We start from the raw sequence: 21803 nt of genomic DNA on the forward strand, positions 1-21803 counted from the left end.
AGCCTTCAAGCTATTTTTCAAGCGTGCAAGACGCAATTTATTCATGCCAGTGATTCCCTTGAAATGCATTGCTGTCGCACATAGTTGCCGAGCATGCGGCCGCCATGTCGAAAGCCGCGCAGTGTATAGGAGCTCCTCCATGATCTTTACCCCCATGATTCCCCGTGCTTCCTACGTGTTTCAGCCACGCCGCGCCGACCTGGCCCTGCAGCGCTTTTTGATGGGCGCGCTGGCCGGCTCCGCACCCACGCCGAGCCGCGGCTGCACCGTGACCCAGGACGACAAGACCACCACATTGGCCCTGGATGTGCCGGGCTTGAGCCGGGAACAGCTTCAGATTCACCTGGCAGGCTCCACGGTCAGCGTGCAAAGCGCAGAAGGCGCGCCGCGCAAGCTGCACCGCACCTGGGAGCTTGCCCACGAGTTGGATGCCAGCGCCAGCCGCGCCAAACTGGAAAACGGCGTGCTCACACTCACGCTGGCGCGCGTGGAACCTGTGAGCCAGGCCATCCCTCTGGCGATCGACTGAGCCCGGGCGGGCTGCCCCGACCGTGCACCGCGCGGTCAGGCGTTCGCCGCGATGCGGGCGGCGATGGCCCGATCAGGCCTTCGCCCCGATGGCATCCAGCGGCCAGCGCGGCTTGACGTCAAACGCGTAGTCGGTGTGGGCTTGCTGCTGGCCCGACTGCAGCCGCATGGCGGCCGCCATGGCGATCATGGCGCCGTTGTCGGTGCACAGGTGCAGCTCGGGGTAATGCACGCGCACGCTGCTGCGCGCGCAGGCCGCATCCAGTTGCGCGCGCAGGTGGCGGTTGGCCCCCACGCCCCCGGCCACCAACACGCGCTGCAGGCCCGTTTGCCGCAGCGCTGCCAGGGTCTTTTTCACCAAAACCTCGACGATAGCCGCCTCGGTGCTCGCGGCCAGGTCGGCCTTGCGGGCCTCCAGGTCGTCGCCCAGCTTTTTCGCCTGCGTAAGCACAGCGGTTTTCAGGCCCGCAAACGAGAAGTCAAGATCGCCGCTGTGCAGCAGCGGGCGCGGCAGCTTGAAGGCCGTTGCGCTACCCCGTTCGGCCAGGCGCGACAAGGCAGGCCCGCCCGGATATCCCAGGCCCATCAGCTTGGCAGACTTGTCAAACGCCTCGCCCGCAGCATCGTCGATGGTTTCGCCCAAAATCTTGTAGCGACCCACGCCGTCCACGCGCATCAGCTGGGTGTGCCCACCCGATACCAGCAGCGCCACGAACGGGAACTCGGGCGGGTCTGCGCTGAGAAATGGCGACAGCAGGTGCCCCTCCAGGTGATGCACGCCCAGCACGGGCTTGCCCAGCGCAGCGCCCAGCGCACATGCCACACCCGCACCCACCAGCAGGGCTCCGGCCAGGCCGGGGCCGCGTGTATAGGCCACCACATCCACATCGGCCAGCGTCTGGTGCGCGTCGGCCAGCACCGCCTGGGTCAGCGGCAGCACCCGGCGGATATGGTCGCGGCTGGCCAGCTCGGGCACCACGCCGCCGTACGCCTGATGCATGTCAATCTGGCTGTGCAGCGCGTGCGCGAGCAGCGTGGGCACCGCCTGGCCCGCGCAAAGCACCAGCGCCACGCCTGTCTCGTCGCAGGACGATTCGATACCGAGGATCAGCAAACTCATGCGCCGAGTGTAAAACCCGGGTCACAAACCATGGCCCCACGGGCGCTGCGCTACCAGCGGTCGGACCGCATGCGCAGCTCCCATGCACCGGCGCGCAGCTCGTATACGCCTACCGCTGCATAGCGTTGCTCGCCCTTGTCATCCCAGGTCATGGTGCCGATCACGGGGGCGTAGCCATTGATGGAGTGCATGGCCTTGGTAATTTCAGTGGGGTTGGCCGACTTGGCCTTCCGGATGGCGGCAGACAGCACATGGGTGCTGTCGTAGCTGTAGTGGCCACCATAGGCCGGTGGCTTCTTGTAGGCGGCGGTGTATTTTTCCAGGAACGTTTTGCCGGTAGAGCCAAATTCCTTGGCCTCCAGCACGGGCGATGTGGCGTAGATACCATCCACCATGCCCATGGCCTTGGCCATGTCCGTGGTCTTGATGGTGTCGCCGCCCAGGAGCTTTACTTTGGTGTAACCGACTTTGCGCAGGGCCTCCAGCAAGGCAACCGCCTGAAAATCGTTCAGGGTAGAGACAATCACCTCTACTTTTGAGGCTTTGAGCTCAGCTGCCAGATCATCGAACGCCACCGTCTTGTCATCGAAAGACTTTCGGATCAGGATTTCCTTTTTTTCCGCCTTCAGCTGCTCGGCGGCGCCGTCTGCCAAGCCCTTGCCATAGGGGGTGCCGTCGTCCAACGCAGCGTAGCGGGTCGCACCCAATTGCGTAGCCGCAAAAGAGCCAATCGCGCGGGCCTGCAAGTTGTCGTTGGCCACCATGCGGAACGTTGTGGGAAACCCCAGCTGGGTGAATTTGGGGTTGGTTGAGATGGCAATCTGCGCGATGCCCTTGGCCGCGTAGATGGGTGCGGCCTCAATGCTCACGCCCGAGTTGAGGTGACCAATGACTGCAACAACGCCGCCATCCACCAACTGCTGGGCCACGGTCTTGCCCGTCGCTGCGTCAGCCTTATCGTCCACCGCCACCACTTCCAGCGTCACGCGCTTCCCGTCGACTGTGTATCCGGCCTGATTGAGCTCCGCGACCGCCAGGTTCACGCCGTTGAGCAAATCCTGCCCGAGCGCTTCCAAGGGACCGCTCAACGGCTGTGCAACACCGATCTTGATCGTGTCGGGGACCTTGCCACAACCCGAAAGCAGCGTGGCCGCCGCCAGCGAGAGCGCGGTCAGGGCCAAAGCATGACGCCGGTCAACATGTTTTGTCATTCAAAAAGCTCCAATCAATGATCCAAAGAGGGGGCATTTGAATGCGCGGGCCTGGGTTACCCCTATCGGGTATGCCCTGCCGCGCTAGCATCTATTAGCAAGTTTCAGGCTTCAAAAGGATCACGCCACCGGGCTCACATTGAGGCCCCTGCACCGTGTTGGCGCATACTCCAAGGCGTGAAACTTGCTTGACGAGAGGCCATGAAAGAGACGTTGCGCATCGTGGTGGTGGCACCGGACCTGGCGGTGGAAGACCTCGACGACGAACATGCCGCGCTGCAGGCGGAGCGCTCGCGCGCGCTGCGTATCGGCCTGCTGGAGAACCACTACAACCTGATCGCCACCCTGCCGGCCGATGTGTTCCTGAGTGACCGGCTGGCGCAGTTGCAGCCTGATCTCATCATCGTGGACGCAGAGAGCGAGGCGCGCGATGCGCTCGAGCATGTGGTCATGGCCACTCGCAACGAACGGCGCCCCATCGTCATGTTCACCAACGACGAGGACACCTCGCATGTGAAGGACGCCGTGGCCGCGGGCGTGTCGGCCTACATCGTGGCCGGGCTGGCTCCGCAACGCATTCGCCCCATCCTGGACGTGGCGATGGCGCGTTTTCAGCACGAGCAGGCCCTGCGCGCCGAGCTGGCCGACGCCAAAAGCGAGCTGAAAGACCGCAAAACCATCGACCGCGCCAAAGGCCTGCTGATGCAGCGCCAGGGCCTGACCGAGCAGGCCGCCTATGACAAGCTGCGCAAGACCGCCATGGACAAGGGCCTGAAACTGGCCGAAGTCTCCCAGCGCATGCTCGATGCGGCCGAACTGCTGGGCTGAGGGGCAGGCGCAACACGCGCCACGGGCCGGCCGTTGGGGCGCGATGAAACCACGGCGATGACCGGTATCAGCCATGGTGCAATGCACAAATAGCGTGCAGACCGCTGAAAGAAACACCGGCGCAGCATTCAGTCGTCGCGCAGCCGGTCAGCGCAAACAGCCAGGCTGACATAGACCAAATCGCGCTTCAAATATCGGCCAAGTGCTACGTATTTTGTAGTGAATGGGGCGCCCCTTCCGATCCCGAAAGTCTGGCACGCTGCTTGCTTCACATATCGCAAGACCAATGAAGGTCTCACTGGCGGCACCCGCCCAATGGCGGGCAGGTGCAGTCACAGAAGCCCCAGGGCTTCGCACCGGACAAAGGCGTCCCCACCCTCGCGCAAGGCATGCACTGCATGGTTTGCGGGCGCGGTGAGGACGCCTTTTGCTTTTTTAACGCAGCGAGGAACCACCCCATGACCGATCTGTTGAAAACCAGCCTCAGCCGCCGCACTGTGCTGCAGGCCGCCAGTGTGGGGGCCGTGGGCGTCAGCCCGGCCCTGCGCGCCCTGGTGCACGCACAAGGCTCCGACGCCCCGGAGAAGAAGGAAGTCAAGATCGGCTTCATCCCGCTGACCGACTGCGCCAGCGTGGTGATGGCGTCCGTGCTGGGGTTTGACAAGAAGTACGGCGTGACCATCATCCCCAACAAAGAGGCCAGCTGGGCCGGCGTTCGCGACAAGCTCGTCAACGGCGAACTGGACTTTGCCCACGTGCTCTACGGCCTGATCTACGGCGTGCACCTGGGCACCGCTGGCCCCAAGAAGGACATGGCCGTGCTAATGAACCTCAACCACAACGGCCAGGCCATCACGCTGTCCAAGGCACTAGCCGATAAAGGCGCGGTGGACGCCCCCAGCCTGGCCAAGCTCATGGCCACGGAAAAGCGCGAATACACCTTCGCCGGAACCTTCCCCACCGGCACCCACGCGATGTGGATCCACTACTGGCTGGCGGCCGCGGGCATCAACCCGCTGTCGGGCGCCAAGCTCATCACCGTGCCGCCACCGCAGATGGTGGCCAATATGCGCGTGGGCAACATGGATGGCTTTTGCGTGGGCGAGCCCTGGAACCACCGCGCCATCATGGATGGCATTGGCATCACGGCCAACACCACGCAAGACATCTGGAAAGACCACCCCGAAAAGGTGCTGGGCACCACGGCCGAGTTCGTCAAGAAGTACCCCAACACCACCCGCGCCGTTATGATGGCCATCCTGGAGGCAAGCCAGTGGATTGACGCCAGCCTGTCCAACAAAATGAAGATGGCCGAAACGGTGGCGGGCAAGGCTTATGTGAACACGGGCGTGGACGCCATCAACCAGCGCATTCTGGGCCGCTACCAAAACGGCCTGGGCAAGACCTGGGACGACCCGAACCACATGAAGTTCTTCAACGACGGAGCGGTCAACTTCCCCTATCTGTCCGACGGCATGTGGTTCCTTACCCAGCACAAGCGCTGGGGCCTGCTCAAGGACCACCCGGACTACCTTGCCGTGGCCAAGCAGGTCAACCAGATTGACCTGTACAAGTCGGTGGCCAGCGCCATGAAGATCAGCGTGCCCAAGGACGTGATGCGCACCAGCAAGTTCATCGACGGCGTGGTGTGGGACGGCAAAGACCCCGCCAAGTACGCCGACGGTTTCAAGATCAAGGCCTGACCGCGGGCCGCCCTAGGAGCCTGTCGGACTTGGAAATCGTCGGCTGCAAATCGACCGCAGCGGTCCATTTTTAACCGCCTTTTTGTCCCATAGCTCGGCTATGGGGCTGCAAATTCGGTAAAAACTGTCCTCGCTGGGGCCGATTTTCGCTTTCGACGCTCCAAGTCCGACAGGCTCCTAGCGCCAGCCGTACTACCGACCCATCCCACGCCAGTCAGCCGTGCACTCAGGAGAACACCATGGTCAGTGCCGTTTTTCATTCCCCTTTGGATGCAGCCCCCATGGCTGCGCACAATGCTATGAATAAAGTAGCGGTCAGCGCTTTACCATCAAGCGTAACAGGCCAAAATAACCCTAAATCTGCAGCCGCTGGCACAGAGACCGCGCCCCCGGCGGCTCCCGCCCGCGACTGGGCCGCGCTGTCGCGCAGCTTCTGGATGGCCGTGCTGCCGCCGCTGTGCGGCCTGGGCTTGCTCGTGGGCCTTTGGGCGATGGTCTCCACCACCACGGGGGGCAACATTCCCAGCCCCAAGGACACCTGGCTTCAGGCGCTGGATGTGTTTAGCAACCCGTTTTACCGCAACGGCCCCAACGATCAAGGTGTGGGCTGGAACGTGCTGATGAGTCTGCAGCGCGTGGCCATCGGGTTTGGCATGGCGGCGCTGGTCGGAATCCCGACCGGCTTCATCATCGGGCGCTTCAAGTTCCTCTCGCGCATGTTCAACCCGTTGATCAGCCTGTTGCGCCCCGTGTCTCCGCTGGCCTGGCTGCCCATCGGCCTGCTCGTGTTCAAGGGTGCCAACCCGGCCGCCATCTGGACCATTTTCATCTGCTCGATCTGGCCCATGATCATCAACACCGCCGTGGGGGTGCAGCGCGTGCCGCAGGACTACATGAACGTGGCCCGCGTGCTCAACCTGAGCGAGTGGAAGATCGCCACCAAGATCCTGTTCCCCGCCGTGCTGCCCTACATGCTGACCGGCGTGCGCCTGGCGGTGGGCACCGCGTGGCTGGTGATCGTGGCCGCCGAGATGCTGACCGGCGGCGTGGGGATTGGCTTTTGGGTGTGGGACGAGTGGAACAACCTCAACGTCAAGAACATCATCATCGCCATCTTCGTGATCGGCATCGTGGGCTTGGTGCTCGAGTTCGCGCTGATCAAGCTGGCAACGGCATTCACGTTTGAAGAGGTCAAGGCATGACATCCCCATCCACCCACGCATCGCACTCCAGTAAATTCATTGAGGTTCAAGGTGTCGAGCAGACCTTCAAGACCACCAAGGGCCTGTTTCCTGCGCTGCGGGACATCAACCTGACCATCGCCAAGGGCGAGTTCGTGGCGCTGATCGGCCACTCGGGTTGCGGCAAGTCCACACTCTTGAACCTGATTGCCGGCCTGACCACCCCCACCAGCGGCGCGCTGCTGTGCGCCAACAAGGAAATCAAGGGCCCGGGCCCCGAGCGCGCAGTGGTGTTCCAGAACCACTCGCTGCTGCCCTGGCTCACGTGTTTCGACAATGTCTATCTCGCGGTGGAGCGCGTGTTTGGTGGTCGTGAAACCAAAGCCCAGCTGCGCGCGCGCACCGAGGCGGCGCTTGCCCTGGTGGGCCTGACGCATGCCGCGCAAAAACGCCCGGGCGAAATCTCGGGCGGCATGAAGCAGCGCGTGGGCATCGCCCGGGCGCTGTCCATGGAGCCCCAGGTGCTGCTGATGGACGAGCCCTTCGGCGCGCTGGACGCACTCACCCGCGCCAAGCTGCAGGACGAGCTTCTGGAGATCGTCGCGCGCACGCAGAGCACGGTGGTGATGGTGACGCACGACGTGGACGAGGCGGTGCTGCTGTCCGACAAGATCGTGATGATGACCAACGGCCCCGCCGCCACCATTGGCGAGGTGCTGACCGTTCAACTGCCCCGCCCCCGCCAGCGCGTCGAGCTGGCTGAAGACCCGCAGTACCTGCACTACCGCAAGGCCGTGATCGACTTTTTGTACACGCGCCAGGGGCACGTCGAAAAAGCCGCTTGAGCGGCGGGGTCGCAGAGGCCCCAGAAACCCCCAACAAAAAGGGCTCTGACCAGATCGGTCAGAGCCCTTTCCCGTTCATACCCCTTGGCAGACCATGGCACAAGCTCAGCCCGGAGTCAGTGCCATTGCGCGAGAGAAGGGGGACGTGGCGCAGCCACTCAGGTGCTTGTCTTTAATGGCTTCCGCTGATGTACTGCTCGAGCTGTTCAATGATGAATTTCTGCTCGGAAATGATGTCTTTGACCAGGTCACCGATCGAGATCATGCCCACGAGCTTGCCGCCATCGACCACCGGAAGGTGGCGCAAGCGGTGGCTGCTCATGATCTGCATGCACTCTTGGCTGGTCTGGTCTGGCCGCACAAACAGCACTGCGGCGGTCATCACATCCCTCATCGGTGTGGCGGTAGAGGTGCGCCCCATCAGGGCGATTTTGCGGGCGTAGTCGCGCTCGGTGAAGATGCCCACGATGGCGTCTGCCTCCATGACCATCACGGCGCCAATCCCCTTGTCGGCCATGAGCCGCAGGGCATCCAGCACCGAGGCTGAAGGGCCGATGGTGTGCACCGTGGCATCCGGCTTGGACTGAAGAATTTCTGAGACGACGGTCATAAACATCTCCTTCAAAAAACGCCAAGGCACCACCGGACGGTGCAATGGTGTTCACGCTCTCACCACGAAACCCCGCGCTTGCAGCGCTCACGCTCCACCGGCGCGTCAAGCGCAACCCAGTTCTCGGGGTGATTTCAGCCCATTCGGGCCGACAGCGCAAGCCCAGCGCTGCCAGCCGGTGCCACCCTGGCTTTCAGGAGGAGCTGAGCGCCCGCACGCCCGACGCTGCCTTCATTTCCTTGCGCAGCGCTACCGCATCGCGGCTTGGAGCCGAAGGCGACGAATCGACCCGGAACACCTGCACTGTCTCGGTGACCGTCTGAGCCATCTCATTGAGGCGCATGGCAGACGCCGCATTTTGTTCGACCAGGGCGGCGTTTTGCTGCGTGATGTTGTCCAGCTGCGCCACGGCAGCATTGACCTGTGAAATGCCGCTCAGTTGCTCGTTGGAGGCATGGTGAATCTCACCGATGAGCGTGTTGACCCGGCGTACCAAGTCCAGCGCCTCCGACATGGTCTTTTGCGCCTGATCGGTTCGTTGGTGACCCTCCGTAACCTTGGCCGCAGAGGCATCGATGAGCTGGCGGATTTCTTTGGCGGCCGACAGCGTTCGGTGCGACAGGCTTCGCACCTCGGCCGCCACCACCGCAAAACCCCGCCCCTGCTCGCCAGCGCGTGCGGCCTCGACCGCCGCGTTCAGGGCCAGGATGTTCGTCTGAAACGCAATGCTGTCAATCAGCTGGGTGATCTCGCCGATGCGGCCCGACGACGACTGGATCTGCCGCATGGTGTCCGCCACGCTATCGACTGCGGCGCTGCTGCGCTCGGCCACCGAGGAAGCCTGGGACGCCAGCGACGTGGCCTGCTGGGCAGAATCTGCCGTATGACGCACGGTGCCCGTGATCTCCTCCATCGAAGCAGCGGTCTGCTCGAGGTTGCTGGCCTGCGACTCGGTGCGGGCCGACAGGTCTTGATTGCCCTCCGCGATTTCACGGGTGGAGACCTGCATCCGGGTGCTCTCATGCCGAGCATCCCGAACAATCGACATCAGGTTCACATTGAGCTGTGACAGAGCCTGCTGCAGGGACCCGATGATGTCCTGATGGGTCACGGTGATCCGTTGGGTCAGGTCGCCGGCAGCCATGCGGTTGGCCCAAGCCAGCATCTGGCGCAAGGGTGCAATCGTGACGGACTGCAGGTACACCACGGAACCTGCTGCCAACACCAGCACGCCAAGCCACGACAGCACGGCCGGTAGCGACATCGTTGCGCCACCCACCGTGGCCGCGCCCCATGCAGCCAGCACCACCAGCATCTGAAGGACCACCGTCTTGCCCGCAACCCCCAGCCGCGCCAGAGATGCCAGCCGGCTCCACCAATCGGTCTTCACCAGCCGACCACTACGAAGCACATGGATGGCCTTGCCCGCAGCCTTTTCCTCGCGCATCGTCTGGTAGAGCGCTTCGGCAGCCTTGATCTGCTCCCGCGTGGCCTCGGTGCGCACCGACATGAACCCCATGGGCTTGCTGCCGTCCATCAATGGGGTTACGTTGGCCATCACCCAATAGAAGCTGCCATCCTTGCGCCGGTTCTTGACCGGGGCAGACCAGGGGATCCCACTCTCGATGGTGGCCCACATGTCGCGAAACGCCTCTTCAGGCATGTCCGGGTGACGGATCATGTTGTGGGGCTGGCCCAGCAACTCCTCCTTTTCAAAGCCGCTGACCTCCACAAAGGTGGGGTTGCAATAGAGTATTCGGCCCTTGAGATCCGTGGTTGACACCAACGTCTCACCCTTGGGAAACAGATATTCATTCTGGTTGACGGGCAGATTTACGCGCATGAAAGGTCTCCTGTCTACCCACTCTGAGGACCGCCGTCGCATCGAGTGGTAACTAAGTTCTGATTCTCGGCAACGATCTCAAAAGGGCAATGTTTGAAAGCAAATGTACGCCCTGCGCAACCGCACGCGGCGAAGTGAAATCAACTCCATCCAGTTGGCTCAAAGATCACGATCAGGAACCTTGGCGTCACTCACCGCGGGCGGTGCAAAGCGTTCGCACAGCTTACGCGCGGTTGTCGATGCGAACTTAACCTAGGTCAAGAAAGCGCCGGGTAAGCCTGTACGACCCTCGCGAGGAAACGCTTGCCCTCATCGGGATGGGCCACCAGGCGCTTTTTGCAGCCCACGGGCACGCCATGGGCCACAAAAGCTATGCGGTGGGCGCCCCCAGCCCGGGCCAGCGCAGCCCGCAGGCCGTGATGCACAGGTGCCTCAACGTCGACTCTTTCGGCGCGATTGAGCACGATCGATTCGAAATCAACAACCAATTTATTTTTTTAGCTCGCAAGTGTTGCAAGACGTTAACAACGACGTCTGTCGCCCCACGGCGGTGCGGCGAGCCTGGCACACACATTGCTTGAACGAGGCACGCAGGCCCAAAGGGGCCTCTTGCCCAGTGCAACGGCGCACTTTGCGGGCAGTCAGGACGAAGGCGTCCCCACATGCGGTTTCGAACCATTCGAAGCTGCGTCGTGAGGGCGCCTTTTTTGTTTGGCCACGCACAGCGGCGCGCCGCAGTGCAGGGGAGTCGCAATGAAGAAGCTCAAGTTGGTGATGGTAGGAAACGGCATGGCAGGGGTGCGCACGCTGGAAGAGCTGCTCAAGATCGCGCCCGACCTGTACGACATCACGGTGTTTGGCGCTGAGCCCCACCCCAACTACAACCGCATCTTGCTGTCGCCCGTGCTGGCGGGCGAGCAAACCATCGACGAAATCGTCCTGAACGACTGGCAGTGGTATGGAGATCACCACATCACGCTGCACACCGGCTTCACCGTGACGGACGTGGACCGCGTGCACCGCGTGGTCAGCGCCTGCAGCAAGGACGGCCGCGTCATCACCGCCGAGTACGACCGCCTCATCATGGCCACCGGCTCCAATCCCTTCATCCTGCCAATCCCCGGCAAGGATTTGCAAGGCGTTCTGGCTTACCGCGACATTGCCGATACGCAGGCCATGATCGACGCCGCCGCCACCTACCGGCACGCCGTCGTGATCGGCGGCGGGCTGCTGGGCCTTGAAGCCGCCAACGGGCTGATGAAACGCGGCATGCAGGTGACCGTGGTGCATGTCGCCGACTGGTTGATGGAGCGCCAACTCGACGAGGTGGCCGGCAGGATGCTGCAAAAGTCGCTCAACGAACGCGGCATGAAGTTTTTAATGGGCGCCCAGACGGTCGAGCTCTCGGGCAACGAGCAAGGCCGGGTGGCCAGCGTCCGCTTCAAGGACGGCACCGAGGTGCCCGCCGACCTGGTGGTGATGGCCGTGGGCATACGCCCCAACACACAGCTTGCCGAAAAGATGCGCCTGCATGTCCACCGCGGCATCGTGGTGAGCGACACGCTGCAGACCACCACGGACCCACGCATCTACGCCGTGGGCGAATGTGCTGCCCACCGTGGCATTGCCTACGGCCTGGTGGCGCCCCTGTTCGAGCAAGGCAAGGTTCTGGCCAACCACCTGGCCGAACATGGCATTGGCCGCTACCAGGGTTCGCTCACCTCCACCAAGCTCAAGGTCACGGGAATCGACCTGTTTTCTGCGGGGGACTTTCAGGGCGGCGACGATACCGAAGAAATCGTGATGAGCGACCCGTTTGGTGGCGTCTACAAGAAGCTGGTCATCAAAAACGACAAGCTGGTGGGTGCCTGCCTGTACGGCGACACGGTGGACGGCAGCTGGTACTTCAAGCTGCTGCGCGACGGACGCAGTGTGGGCGACATTCGCGACAAGCTGATGTTCGGCGAAAGCAACATCGGCGATGTGGGCCACCAGGGCCAGAGCAAGGCATCGGCCATGGCCGACACTGACGAGGTGTGCGGCTGCAATGGCGTCACCAAGGGCGCGATTTGCAAGGCCATCAAGGACCGGGGTCTGTTCACCCTGGAAGAGGTCCGCAAGCACACCAAGGCCAGCGCATCGTGCGGCTCATGCACCGGCCTGGTGGAGCAGATCATCATGTTCACTGCGGGTGGCGACTACAGCGCAACGCCCAAAACCAAGGCGATCTGCAGCTGCACGGACCATGGACATCAGGCGGTGCGGGAGGCGATCCGCGACCGCAAGCTCCTGACGATTGCCGATGTGTTCAAGGCACTCGACTGGAAGTCGCCCAACGGCTGTGCCACCTGCCGCCCGGCCGTGAACTACTACCTCATCAGCACCTGGCCGAAGCAGGCCAAGGACGACCCGCAAAGCCGCGCCATCAACGAGCGAAGCCACGCCAACATCCAAAAGGATGGCACCTACAGCGTCATCCCTCGCATGTGGGGCGGCGAGACCACCGCCGACGAGTTGCGCCGCATTGCCAATGCGGTGGACAAGTACAAGATCCCCACCGTCAAAGTCACCGGCGGCCAGCGCATCGACCTGCTGGGTGTCAAAAAAGAAGACCTGCAGGCCGTGTGGAAAGACATCGGCATGCCCAGCGGCCACGCGTATGCCAAGGCACTGCGCACGGTCAAGACCTGCGTGGGCAGCGAGTGGTGCCGCATGGGCACGCAAGACAGCACGCAAATGGGCAAGGACCTGGAGCGCGCCATGTGGCGCATGTATGCGCCGCACAAGGTTAAGTTCGCCGTCAGCGGCTGCCCGCGCAACTGCGCCGAAGCAGGCATCAAGGATGTGGGCATCATCGGCGTGGACAGCGGCTGGGAGATGTACGTCGCCGGCAACGGTGGCATCAAGACCGAGGTGGCGCACTTCTTCACCAAGCTCAAAACCGCAGAGGAGGTGCTGGAATACACCGGCGCATTCTGCGAGCTGTACCGCCAGGAAGGCTGGTATCTGGAGCGCACCGTTCACTACGTGAACCGCGTCGGCCTGGACTACGTGAAAAAGCGCATTCTGGAGGACCATGCAGGCCGCAAGGCGCTGTGGGAACAGCTGCAGTTTGCCCTGGATGGCGAGCCCGACCCCTGGTTCGAGCTGGACAAGGCGGCGGTGGATACACGCCAGTTCATCCCGATTGCGGTGGCTTGACCCGGCTGGGGATGCACAGACTTGACGCACTCCATGCCACGGGCGGCCCCCATCCGTTCAGGCTGAGCCGGTCCAGGCCGGGGCGCTTTTTGCACACAGCGCTTCGACAGGCTCAGGGCGAACGGTATCGCTGAGGCAAACTACCAAACAAAAATGGCCATCACGCTTGATGGATAAGCGTAAGCAGCTACGAAAGGAATAGCAATGACCACCTGGAAACTGATCTGCCGCGTGGACGACATCCCTGTGCTCGGCTCCCGCCGCGTGGCCCGCGAACAAGGCCTGGATGTGGCGGTGTTCCGCAACGATGCCGGCGGCATCTTCGCGCTGCTGGACCGCTGCCCGCACAAGGGCGGGCCGCTGAGCCAAGGCATTGTGTTTGGCACCCAGGTGGCCTGCCCGCTGCACAACTGGTCGATCGGGCTGTGCGACGGGCAGGCGGCCGCGCCGGATGAGGGGTGCACGCCCAAGTTTGCGGTGAAGGTGGAGGGCGGCGCGGTGTACCTGGATGCGGGGGAGCTGCGCTCCGTGGCCACGGATCTGACGCGCCCGATCGCGGGGCCTGCTCGGCGGGTGGCTGGGGTTTGAGGTGGCCTTGGGTGCGCGGCATTTTTTTGGATGCTGCGCATTCCAGACCAGCCAGCCCAGGCTTCGCCAGGCACCAAGCAACCCTTGGCATCCACACCAAAACGCTTGAACATCGTGCTGCTGGCAGTTGATCAACAAGCGCCAGAGCACCAAAAAACCCAAACCACGCCATGCAAGAAACCCCATCCACCTGCCCCTACTGCGGCGTAGGCTGCGGCGTGATCATCCAGACGGAAGGGGCGCAGATCACCGGTGTGCGCGGCGATCCATCCCACCCCGCCAACTTCGGTCGCCTGTGCACCAAGGGCTCGACCCTGCACCTCACCGCGGCCAGTCCCGTCACGGTGCAAAGTCGCCTGCTGCAACCGCTGCGCCGCAGCCAGCGCGGCGAAACCGCACGGCCGGTCACCTGGGACGCGGCACTCACCGTGGCCGCAGACCAATTCGCCCGCACCATCGCCCAGCATGGCCCCGACGCGGTGGGCCTTTACGTCAGCGGCCAGTTGCTGACCGAGGACTACTACGTCTTCAATAAGCTGGCCAAGGGCTTGATTGGCACCAACAACATCGACACCAACTCGCGCCTGTGCATGAGCAGCGCGGTGGCGGGCTACAAGCAGACGCTGGGCGCCGATGCGCCGCCTGCGTGCTACGACGACGTGAACCACGCGCAGTGCCTGTTCATCGTGGGCAGCAATGCGGCCTGGGCCCACCCCGTGCTGTTTCGCCGCATTGAAGACGCGCGCGCGGCCAATCCGGCCATGAAAATCATCGTCGCCGACCCGCGCCGCACCGACACGGCGGGCATGGCCGATTTGTTCCTGCCCATCCAGCCGGGCAGCGACGTAATGCTGTTCAACGGCATGCTGCACCTGATGCTGTGGGAAGGCTGGATCGATGCCGTCTACATCGACGCGCACACCACGGGCTTTGCCGAACTCAAGGCCCTGGTGCGCGACTGCACGCCGGGGCGCGTGGCGCAGGTGTGCGGCATTTCCGAGGCCGACCTGACCACGGCAGCCCGATGGTTTGCCCAATCCAAAGCCACACTGAGCCTGTACTGCCAGGGCCTCAACCAGAGCAGCAGCGGCACCGCCAAGAACGCATCACTCATCAACCTGCACCTGGCCACGGCGCAGATCGGCAAGCCCGGCGCAGGCCCCTTCAGCCTGACCGGCCAGCCCAACGCCATGGGCGGGCGCGAGGTCGGCGGCCTGGCCAACCTGCTGAGCGCCCACCGCGATCTGGCCAACCCAGGGCACCGCGCCGAAGTGGCCGCGCTGTGGGGTGTGGCCGATGTGCCCAGCCAACCCGGCAAGACAGCCGTGGAGATGTTTCAGGCTGCGGCAGACGGCGAGATCAAGGCCCTGTGGATTGCCTGCACCAACCCGGCGCAAAGCATGCCCGATCAGGCCACCGTGCGCCGCGCATTGCAGCGCGCCGAGTTTGTGGTCGTTCAGGAAGCCTTTGCCACCGCCGAGACCTGCGCCTACGCCGACCTGCTGCTCCCCGCGACCACCTGGGGCGAAAAGACCGGCACCGTGACCAACAGCGAGCGCCGCATCTCGCGCGTGCGCCCGGCCGTCCCCGCGCCCGGCCAGACGCGCCATGACTGGGCCATCGCGGTGCAGTTTGCGCACCGGCTCGAGGCGCGCCTGCGGCCTAGTGCGCCCACGCTGTTTCCCTACGCCACAGACACCGCAGAGGCAGGCGCAGAGGCCATATGGAACGAACACCGCGAAAGCACACGCGGGCGCGACCTGGACATCACCGGCCTGTCGTGGGAGCTGCTCGAGACTGCAGGCCCCCAACAATGGCCACTGCCTGAAGGCTCCACCACGGGCAAGGCCCGCCTGTATGAAGACGGCGTCTTCCCCACTGCCGACGGCCGCGCGCGTTTTGCCGCCCACGCCTGGCAGCCCACCGCCGAGCCCCGTGAATCGCGCTACCCCTTCAGCCTGACCACGGGCCGCCTGCGTGACCAGTGGCACGGCATGACGCGCACTGGCACGCTGGGCCGCCTGTTCGGCCATGTGGCCGAACCCAGCCTGCAGATGCACCCGCAGGACATGCAGCGGCGCCAGCTTGCCAGCGGCGACCTGGTGCAGGTGACCAGCAAGCGCGGCTCCATCGTGGTACCTGTGCAGGCCGACACCTCACTGGGCCTGTCCCAGGTGTTCATGGCCATGCACTGGGGCAGCGAATTTTTGAGCGGAATGTCATCCACCGGCGAGCGGCTGGCGGGGGTGAATGCGCTCACGACCTCGGCGTTTTGCCCCACCTCCAAGCAGCCAGAGCTGAAACATGCCGCCGTCAAAGTCCTGCGGGCCGAGTTGCCCTGGACCCTGCTGGCCATGGCCTGGCTCCCTGCTGAAAACGCGCTGGCCACCCGTCAAGCGCTGTCTGCCTTGATGGCCCAGTTTCCGTTCGCAACGTGCGTGCCCTTTGGCAACCATGCCGCGCTGGATGCGACCGGCCGCGAGCGCTGCGGCGTGCTGCTGCGCGCCGCCGCCCACGAAGCATCGTCCGATGCCTTGCTGTCGCACATTGAATCCCTGCTGGGCATGGCAGGCCCCGACACGCTGCGCTATGCAGACAAAAAACGCGGCCAGCGCCGGGCCGCGCGGCTGGCACGCCAGGGTGATGACACCCGGCTTGAAGGCATCGTGCTTGCCGGAGACACCCGCGCCGAGGGCTGGCTCAAGACGCTGCTGCAGGAAGAACTGCCCGCACAGACCTACGGCCGCCTGCTGCTGGTGCCCGGCGCCACGGCGCCCGTGGCAGTGCAGTCGCGCGGCAAGCCCGTGTGCTCCTGCCTGAACGTGACCGATACCGCCATCGCGGCCACGCTGGCACAGTGCCAAGGCACCGACGACGACCGCCTGGCGCAACTGCAAGGCCAACTGCGATGCGGCACCCAGTGCGGCTCGTGCCTGCCCGAACTCAAGCGCATGGTGCGCAGTACCGGGCCGCTTGCACTCAAGCCGCTGACGCAAACGCAGGCAGCCATATAACCAGAAGTTGGCTTGACTGCGCCAAAATAGCCATCTACCTCACCACTACCGCACAAAAGCTTGTGCAACAGGGCTCCGGCCAGGCATTTTCGGCGCAGACAGTACACGTGTACGGCAAGCCGAAACAACGACGCTGGGGCCCTGTTTTACAAGCCCTGCCGCCAGACAAAATGGGCATCAGCCAGTACATCAAAGAGATCGGGCGCGGCGCGCGCGGCGCGCGGCCGCTGTCGCGCGAGCAGGCGGCCGACCTGTTCGGTCAGGTGCTGGAGGGTCAGGTGACCGACCTGGAGGTCGGGGCTTTTTGCCTGGCGATGCGCATCAAGGGCGAAACAGCCGACGAGATGTGTGGCTTTCTGGACGCTACGCACCAGCGTGTGGCACGGTTACCTGCCACCGACCGCCCGCTGATCGTGCTGCCCAGCTACAACGGTGCCCGCAAGCTGCCGGTGCTGACGCCGCTGCTGGCCCTGCTGCTGGCCCGCAAGGGCCTGCCCGTGCTGCTGCACGGCATGCGCACCGAGGCGCGGCGGGTTCTGGCATCAGATGTACTGCTTACGCTTGGTGTGCCTGCCCTGACAGCTCCTGAAAAAATAGCAAACGGTGAGGTGCGCCACATCCACACGCAGCACTTGCACCCGGGCCTCGCACGCCTGCTGGCCGTGCGCGAGGTGGTAGGCCTGCGCAACCCGGGGCACAGCGTGGTCAAACTGATCAACCCGTGCGCGGGGCCATCGGTGGTGGTCACGGCTTACACCCACCCGGAATACTTCGAGATGCTGCTCGCCGTGTTCACCCACTTGCGCATGAGCGCCCTGCTCTCGCGCGGACTGGAGGGCGAAGTCGTCACCGACCCCCGGCGCAGCCCCCGCTACGACGGTTTCCTCAATGGCACCCACACGGTGCTGGACGCCCAAAGGCCCGGCACCGCCAGCGACGTGCCAGGCTTGCCCGCCGAGATCGATGTGGCCACCACCGCCGCCTACACCCGCCGCGTGCTGGCGGGCGAGCTACCCGTGCCCACAGCCATCGAGCGACAGGTGGAACATATCTTGCAGCTGGCACACCAAACTGCCACGGAGACAACCCCATGACCCGCCCCACCCCCTTCACAGCCTCCCCCGGATCGCCGCCGCGAACCCCCGGCGGCAGTTGCACGCTGGTGGGAGCCGGCCCGGGTGATCCGGAACTGCTGACCATCAAGGCACTCAAGGCGATCCAGGCCGCCACGGTGCTGCTGGTGGACGATCTGGTCAGCGATGCCATCGTGGCGCACGCATCGCCCCGGGCTCGCGTGGTCTACGTGGGCAAGCGCGGCGGCTGCAAGAGCACGCCGCAGGCCTTCATTGAGAAGCTGATGCTCATGGCCGTGAACGAAGGCGAAAACGTGGTGCGCCTCAAGGGCGGAGACCCGTTCATCTTCGGCCGTGGCGGTGAGGAAGTGGAGCACCTGCGCGCGGCGGGTGTGCCGGTGACGGTGATCAACGGCATCACGGCTGGGCTGGCGGGACTCACATCGCTGGGCGCACCACTCACCCACCGCGAGCACGCGCACGGCGTGGTGTTTGTCACCGGGCATGCCAAGCCCGGCGACGCGGGTACCGACTGGCGGCAACTGGCCGCCACCGCCCGCGATGCCAAGCTCACGCTGGTGATCTACATGGGCGTGAGCAGTGCCGCCGTGATCGAGCAGGAACTGCTGACCGGTCTGCCGCCCAAGACGCCCGTAGCCATCATCCAGCATGCCAGCCTGCCGCAGCAGCGACACGCCGTGACCACGCTGGATGCGCTGCACGCCACCATCGTGCGCGAAGGGCTCATCAGCCCCTCCGTCATCGTGGTGGGGGATGTGGTCGAATGCGTGGCGGTCATCGGCGCGGGTGTCTTCACAGGTGAACCCAGCGATGCCAGCGAGGGCATGGCGCTGCAGCGCGCAGTCTGAACCTAAAAACGGCAGTTGACCGCTTGTCATCTTGCCGCACACCGCGTGGACTCGAGCCTTGGGTTGTTTTCGCAGCCGCACCTTGGGGGTGACAGCGCTATGCACTTGCTAGGAGCCTGTCGGACTTGGAGCGTCGAAAGCGAAAATCGGCCCCAGCGAGGACAGTTTTTGCCGAATTTGCAGCCCCATAGCCGAGCTATGGGGCAAAAAGGCGTTTAAAAATGGACCGCTGCGGTCGATTTGCAGCCGACGATTTCCAAGTCCGACAGGCTCCTAGCACCGCTTTTGGAGCGCCATGCGGTGTTGCTCCTCCTTGCAGGCACGAGCCTGCCGCGTCGTCGCGCCTTGCCTGGCGCCCCATCAGCAGCGCTGGCAAATGCATCCAACTGCCGTTTTTAGGTTCAACCTCACGACAGCAGGGTCACGCCACGGTGGGCTGCCGTACCTGCTCAAACCGCTCGGCCAGTTCCTTGCGCAGCGTCTTGCGCATCACTGCCGCATCCCAGCGGCGGCGCTCCTCCGGCGTCGAGGGCGAAAGCCGCGGCACCTGCACCGGCTTGCGCGATTCGTCCACCGCCACCATGGTGAAGAAACAGCTGTTGACATGCCGCACCACCTGCGAGCGAATGTCCTCGGCAACCACTTTGATGCCAATTTCCATCGATGACGATCCGGTGTAGTTCACGCTGGCCAAAAACGTGACCAGCTCACCGACATGGATGGGCTGCAAGAACATCACCTGGTCCACACTCAGCGTGACCACGTAGCAGGCAGAGTACCGACTGGCGCACGAGTAGGCCACCTGGTCGAGCAACCTGAGGATGGCGCCACCATGCACGTTGCCCGAAAAGTTGGCCATGTCGGGCGTCATGAGCACGGTCATGCTGAGCTGGTGCGAGGGGATATTCATGCGCGCAATTTTAGGCGGCACAGGGCAATATCGATGCCGCGCATGGGCCTTCCTGAAGTCCTTGTCCGGCGCCACCGTCCAAACGCGATGCCGCGCCGGGAGAAGTGTTGGTTGACGGCGATGGGTGCCCTCTGGGGCCGCGACGTCAGAGCCCGGCGAGCTCTTTCTCGAGGTCCTGCAACTGTTCGCGCAGCGACTGGGTCCGCGCATCGCATGCCGCCTTGGCCTCGGCGGCCTTGGCAGCCATGTCCTGAACAGGCTGATTACCGGCGGGGAGGTTGCCGCGTCGCAAGGGACCGGCATGCGCAGCCACCTCGCCCGTGGCCGCGCACTCGCGCTGACTGCGCTCCACCGCAGCGCGCGCCTGCGGAATGCCTTTGGTCTGCAGATAGTTCTTGCGTTGCCACGTCGCGCCAAAAGCACCCTCGGCTGCCACACTGCCCGGCGCCTGCACCGGCGTGGCGCCCCGGGTGCCGGGGCGGACCTCAATCTTCTGCCCCTGACCGGGGCAAGGAGCATCCTGGAACGACACCTTGCCGGTGGCGTCGGTGCATTTGTAAACGGCCCAGGCAGGCGACATGCAGCCCAGCACCACAAGCCACAAGGCATAACGGACAGGGTTCATGGCGCGCTCCTCCCCAGGCAAAATCCCATATTAGCGCAGCCGTAGGGGGATGCGTCATTGCGCAAAGCCGAGCGGCTGCCGGGACACCTTGGCAACCACGCTCCAGCGCGAAGGACGCCGCAGTGCATCCACCGCATTCGCGGACCGCATCGGCCTGACGCCGACGCGCAGGCGCGACAATGGCGAGCATGCGCCCGCCCAACCCCAGATCCTGCAGTGCCACCTATCGATTTTTCCTTTGACGCCGTCATCATCGGCGCTGGCGCAGCCGGGCTTTTTTGCGCCGCGCAGGCCGGGCAGCGCGGCCTGAAGGTGCTGCTCATCGACCATGCCGACAAGGTGGCCGAGAAGATTCGGATCTCGGGCGGTGGGCGCTGCAACTTCACCAACCGCGACCTGGACCCGGCCGCGCCCCACAAATATTTTGTGGGTCAAAACCCGCAGTTCTGCCGCTCGGCACTCTCGCGCTACACGCCCGCCGACTTCACGGCCCTGCTGCAAAAGCATGGCATTGCCTTCCACGAAAAACACAAGGGCCAGCTGTTTGCCGACCGCAGCGCCGAGGACATCATCGCCATGCTGCTGGCCGAGTGCGCCCAGGGCGCCGTGGAGCGCTGGCAACCCTGCAGTGTCAAAAAAATAAGTTTTTTAGCCGGTTCCGCAAGTCCTGATTGCCCTCACAGCTATCAAATTGATACCAGCCGGGGGGCGGTGCAGGCGCGCTCGCTGGTGGTGGCCACGGGGGGCCTTTCCATCCCCAAGATCGGCGCCACCGACTTCGGCTACCGGCTGGCACAGCAGTTTGGCGTGCCGGTGGTCGAGCGCCGCCCCGGTCTGGTGCCGCTGACCTTCGACGGCGACGCCTGGCAGCCCTACGCCCAGCTTGCCGGGCTGGCCTTGCCGGTGCGGATCAGCACGGGCGGCAAGAAGAACCACATGGCCTTTGACGAAGACCTGCTGTTCACGCACCGTGGGCTTTCGGGGCCTGGCGTGCTCCAGATTTCCAGCTACTGGCACGCGGGCACCCCAGTGGTCATCAACCTGGCGCCCGGAGCCCCCCTGGCTGAGGCACTGCTCCAGGCCAAGACCCGTTCGCGCAAGCTGATTGCCAATGAGCTGGCCACCCTGGTGCCCAGCCGCCTGGCCGACACCTGGGCGCAGCGCAATGCGCAGTGGCAACGCCCGGTCAACGAAGCATCGGACAAGGCGCTGGCACAGCTTGCTGAGCAGCTGGCACGGTGGGAGCTGACCCCCACCGGCACCGAGGGCTACCGCAAGGCTGAAGTGACGCTGGGCGGTGTGGACACGCGCGCGCTATCTCAACAGACCATGGAATGCCGCACGCAGCCCGGTCTGTATTTCATCGGCGAAGTGGTCGATGTGACGGGCTGGCTGGGGGGCTACAACTTTCAGTGGGCGTGGTCGAGCGCCTTTGCCTGTGCGCAAGCCTTGCCGCCTACCCCCCCTTGAAGCACCAGGGCGCGGTCAGCGCCCGCCCAGCGCCGGGGAAAATCGCCTACCCTGCCATTTTTTTAGACTCCACGGCTGACGGGCTTGCGCCTGCCCTCAACCTTCAAGCTATAATACTCGGCTTTGCTGGCACTGCCCCGTCGGCCAAATACTAGTTACAGACGGGGAAACCGCTTTGCAAGGA

The 21803-nt window shown here is 64.1% G+C and carries 17 protein-coding genes; 11 read left to right on the forward strand and 6 right to left on the reverse strand.

What is annotated here, in order from left to right:
* The first annotated feature begins 139 nt into the window (after window positions 1-139).
* Entirely contained in the window at window positions 140-529 is a 390-nt protein-coding gene (locus ACK543_RS05265) for an Hsp20/alpha crystallin family protein (protein ID WP_409941800.1), read from the forward strand.
* Between the two features lie 72 nt (window positions 530-601).
* Here the strand turns inward: ACK543_RS05265 and tsaD are convergent, their stop codons facing one another.
* Together tsaD and ACK543_RS05275 are read right to left on the reverse strand one after the other, a co-directional pair.
* Window positions 602-1648 carry a tRNA (adenosine(37)-N6)-threonylcarbamoyltransferase complex transferase subunit TsaD gene (gene tsaD / locus ACK543_RS05270; RefSeq protein WP_409941801.1) on the reverse strand — a complete coding sequence of 349 codons (1047 nt, stop codon included), beginning with the start codon at window positions 1646-1648 and terminating at the stop codon, window positions 602-604.
* A 50-nt stretch (window positions 1649-1698) separates the two neighbouring features.
* Complete coding sequence (locus ACK543_RS05275) at window positions 1699-2859, reverse strand: branched-chain amino acid ABC transporter substrate-binding protein (protein ID WP_409941802.1); 1161 nt, start codon at window positions 2857-2859, stop codon at window positions 1699-1701.
* Window positions 2860-3060: 201 nt separating this feature from the next.
* Here ACK543_RS05275 and ACK543_RS05280 point away from each other — a divergent pair, with 201 nt between their 5' ends.
* From ACK543_RS05280 to ACK543_RS05295, 4 genes are all read left to right on the forward strand, one after another.
* On the forward strand, window positions 3061-3687 hold the full coding sequence (locus ACK543_RS05280; protein ID WP_409941803.1) for an ANTAR domain-containing response regulator: 627 nt from the start codon (window positions 3061-3063) through the stop codon (window positions 3685-3687).
* Between the two features lie 458 nt (window positions 3688-4145).
* Entirely contained in the window at window positions 4146-5390 is a 1245-nt protein-coding gene (locus ACK543_RS05285) for a CmpA/NrtA family ABC transporter substrate-binding protein (RefSeq protein ID WP_409941804.1), read from the forward strand.
* 239 nt (window positions 5391-5629) lie between these two features.
* Window positions 5630-6592 carry a nitrate ABC transporter permease gene (ntrB, locus tag ACK543_RS05290; RefSeq protein WP_409941805.1) on the forward strand — a complete coding sequence of 321 codons (963 nt, stop codon included), beginning with the start codon at window positions 5630-5632 and terminating at the stop codon, window positions 6590-6592.
* A complete protein-coding gene (locus tag ACK543_RS05295; RefSeq protein WP_409941806.1) occupies window positions 6589-7416 on the forward strand; it encodes an ABC transporter ATP-binding protein in 828 nt (275 codons plus the stop codon). The genes ntrB and ACK543_RS05295 overlap by 4 nt, the downstream gene beginning before the upstream one ends.
* Window positions 7417-7588: 172 nt before the next feature.
* Here the strand turns inward: ACK543_RS05295 and ACK543_RS05300 are convergent, their stop codons facing one another.
* Together ACK543_RS05300 and ACK543_RS05305 are read right to left on the reverse strand one after the other, a co-directional pair.
* Window positions 7589-8026 carry a CBS domain-containing protein gene (locus tag ACK543_RS05300; RefSeq protein ID WP_409941807.1) on the reverse strand — a complete coding sequence of 146 codons (438 nt, stop codon included), beginning with the start codon at window positions 8024-8026 and terminating at the stop codon, window positions 7589-7591.
* A gap of 193 nt (window positions 8027-8219) precedes the next feature.
* On the reverse strand, window positions 8220-9869 hold the full coding sequence (locus ACK543_RS05305; RefSeq protein WP_409941808.1) for a methyl-accepting chemotaxis protein: 1650 nt from the start codon (window positions 9867-9869) through the stop codon (window positions 8220-8222).
* 753 nt (window positions 9870-10622) lie between these two features.
* Between ACK543_RS05305 and nirB the strand changes: the two genes are divergently transcribed.
* The 5 genes from nirB to cobA all read left to right on the forward strand — a co-directional run bounded on the left by nirB (window position 10623) and on the right by cobA (window position 18614).
* Window positions 10623-13070: a nitrite reductase large subunit NirB gene (gene nirB / locus ACK543_RS05310; RefSeq protein WP_409941809.1), complete on the forward strand. Its 2448-nt coding sequence runs from the start codon at window positions 10623-10625 to the stop codon at window positions 13068-13070.
* Window positions 13071-13274: 204 nt separating this feature from the next.
* The gene (nirD, locus tag ACK543_RS05315; RefSeq protein ID WP_409941810.1) at window positions 13275-13658 is read left to right on the forward strand and encodes a nitrite reductase small subunit NirD; all 384 of its coding nucleotides are present in this window, start codon (window positions 13275-13277) and stop codon (window positions 13656-13658) included.
* Between the two features lie 170 nt (window positions 13659-13828).
* Window positions 13829-16672: a molybdopterin-dependent oxidoreductase gene (locus ACK543_RS05320; RefSeq protein ID WP_409941811.1), complete on the forward strand. Its 2844-nt coding sequence runs from the start codon at window positions 13829-13831 to the stop codon at window positions 16670-16672.
* A 170-nt stretch (window positions 16673-16842) separates the two neighbouring features.
* Window positions 16843-17766, forward strand: a complete 924-nt coding sequence (gene ybiB, locus ACK543_RS05325; RefSeq protein WP_409941812.1) for a DNA-binding protein YbiB — start codon at window positions 16843-16845, stop codon at window positions 17764-17766.
* Window positions 17763-18614: a uroporphyrinogen-III C-methyltransferase gene (gene cobA / locus ACK543_RS05330; RefSeq protein WP_409941813.1), complete on the forward strand. Its 852-nt coding sequence runs from the start codon at window positions 17763-17765 to the stop codon at window positions 18612-18614. The genes ybiB and cobA overlap by 4 nt, the downstream gene beginning before the upstream one ends.
* Window positions 18615-19035: 421 nt before the next feature.
* Here cobA and ACK543_RS05335 read toward each other — a convergent pair whose 3' ends face one another.
* A complete protein-coding gene (locus tag ACK543_RS05335) occupies window positions 19036-19524 on the reverse strand; it encodes an acyl-CoA thioesterase (protein ID WP_409941814.1) in 489 nt (162 codons plus the stop codon).
* Between the two features lie 145 nt (window positions 19525-19669).
* Window positions 19670-20149, reverse strand: coding sequence for a DUF4124 domain-containing protein (locus ACK543_RS05340; protein ID WP_409941815.1), 480 nt, complete (start codon window positions 20147-20149; stop codon window positions 19670-19672).
* 216 nt (window positions 20150-20365) lie between these two features.
* On the opposite strand from ACK543_RS05340, the gene ACK543_RS05345 reads away from it, so the two are divergent.
* Window positions 20366-21619, forward strand: coding sequence for an NAD(P)/FAD-dependent oxidoreductase (locus ACK543_RS05345; protein ID WP_409941816.1), 1254 nt, complete (start codon window positions 20366-20368; stop codon window positions 21617-21619).
* The last annotated feature ends 184 nt before the right edge of the window (window positions 21620-21803 follow it).

It is taken from the genome of Acidovorax sp. (assembly GCF_046341535.1).
In the GTDB taxonomy this organism is placed as follows: Bacteria; Pseudomonadota; Gammaproteobacteria; order Burkholderiales; family Burkholderiaceae_C; genus Acidovorax.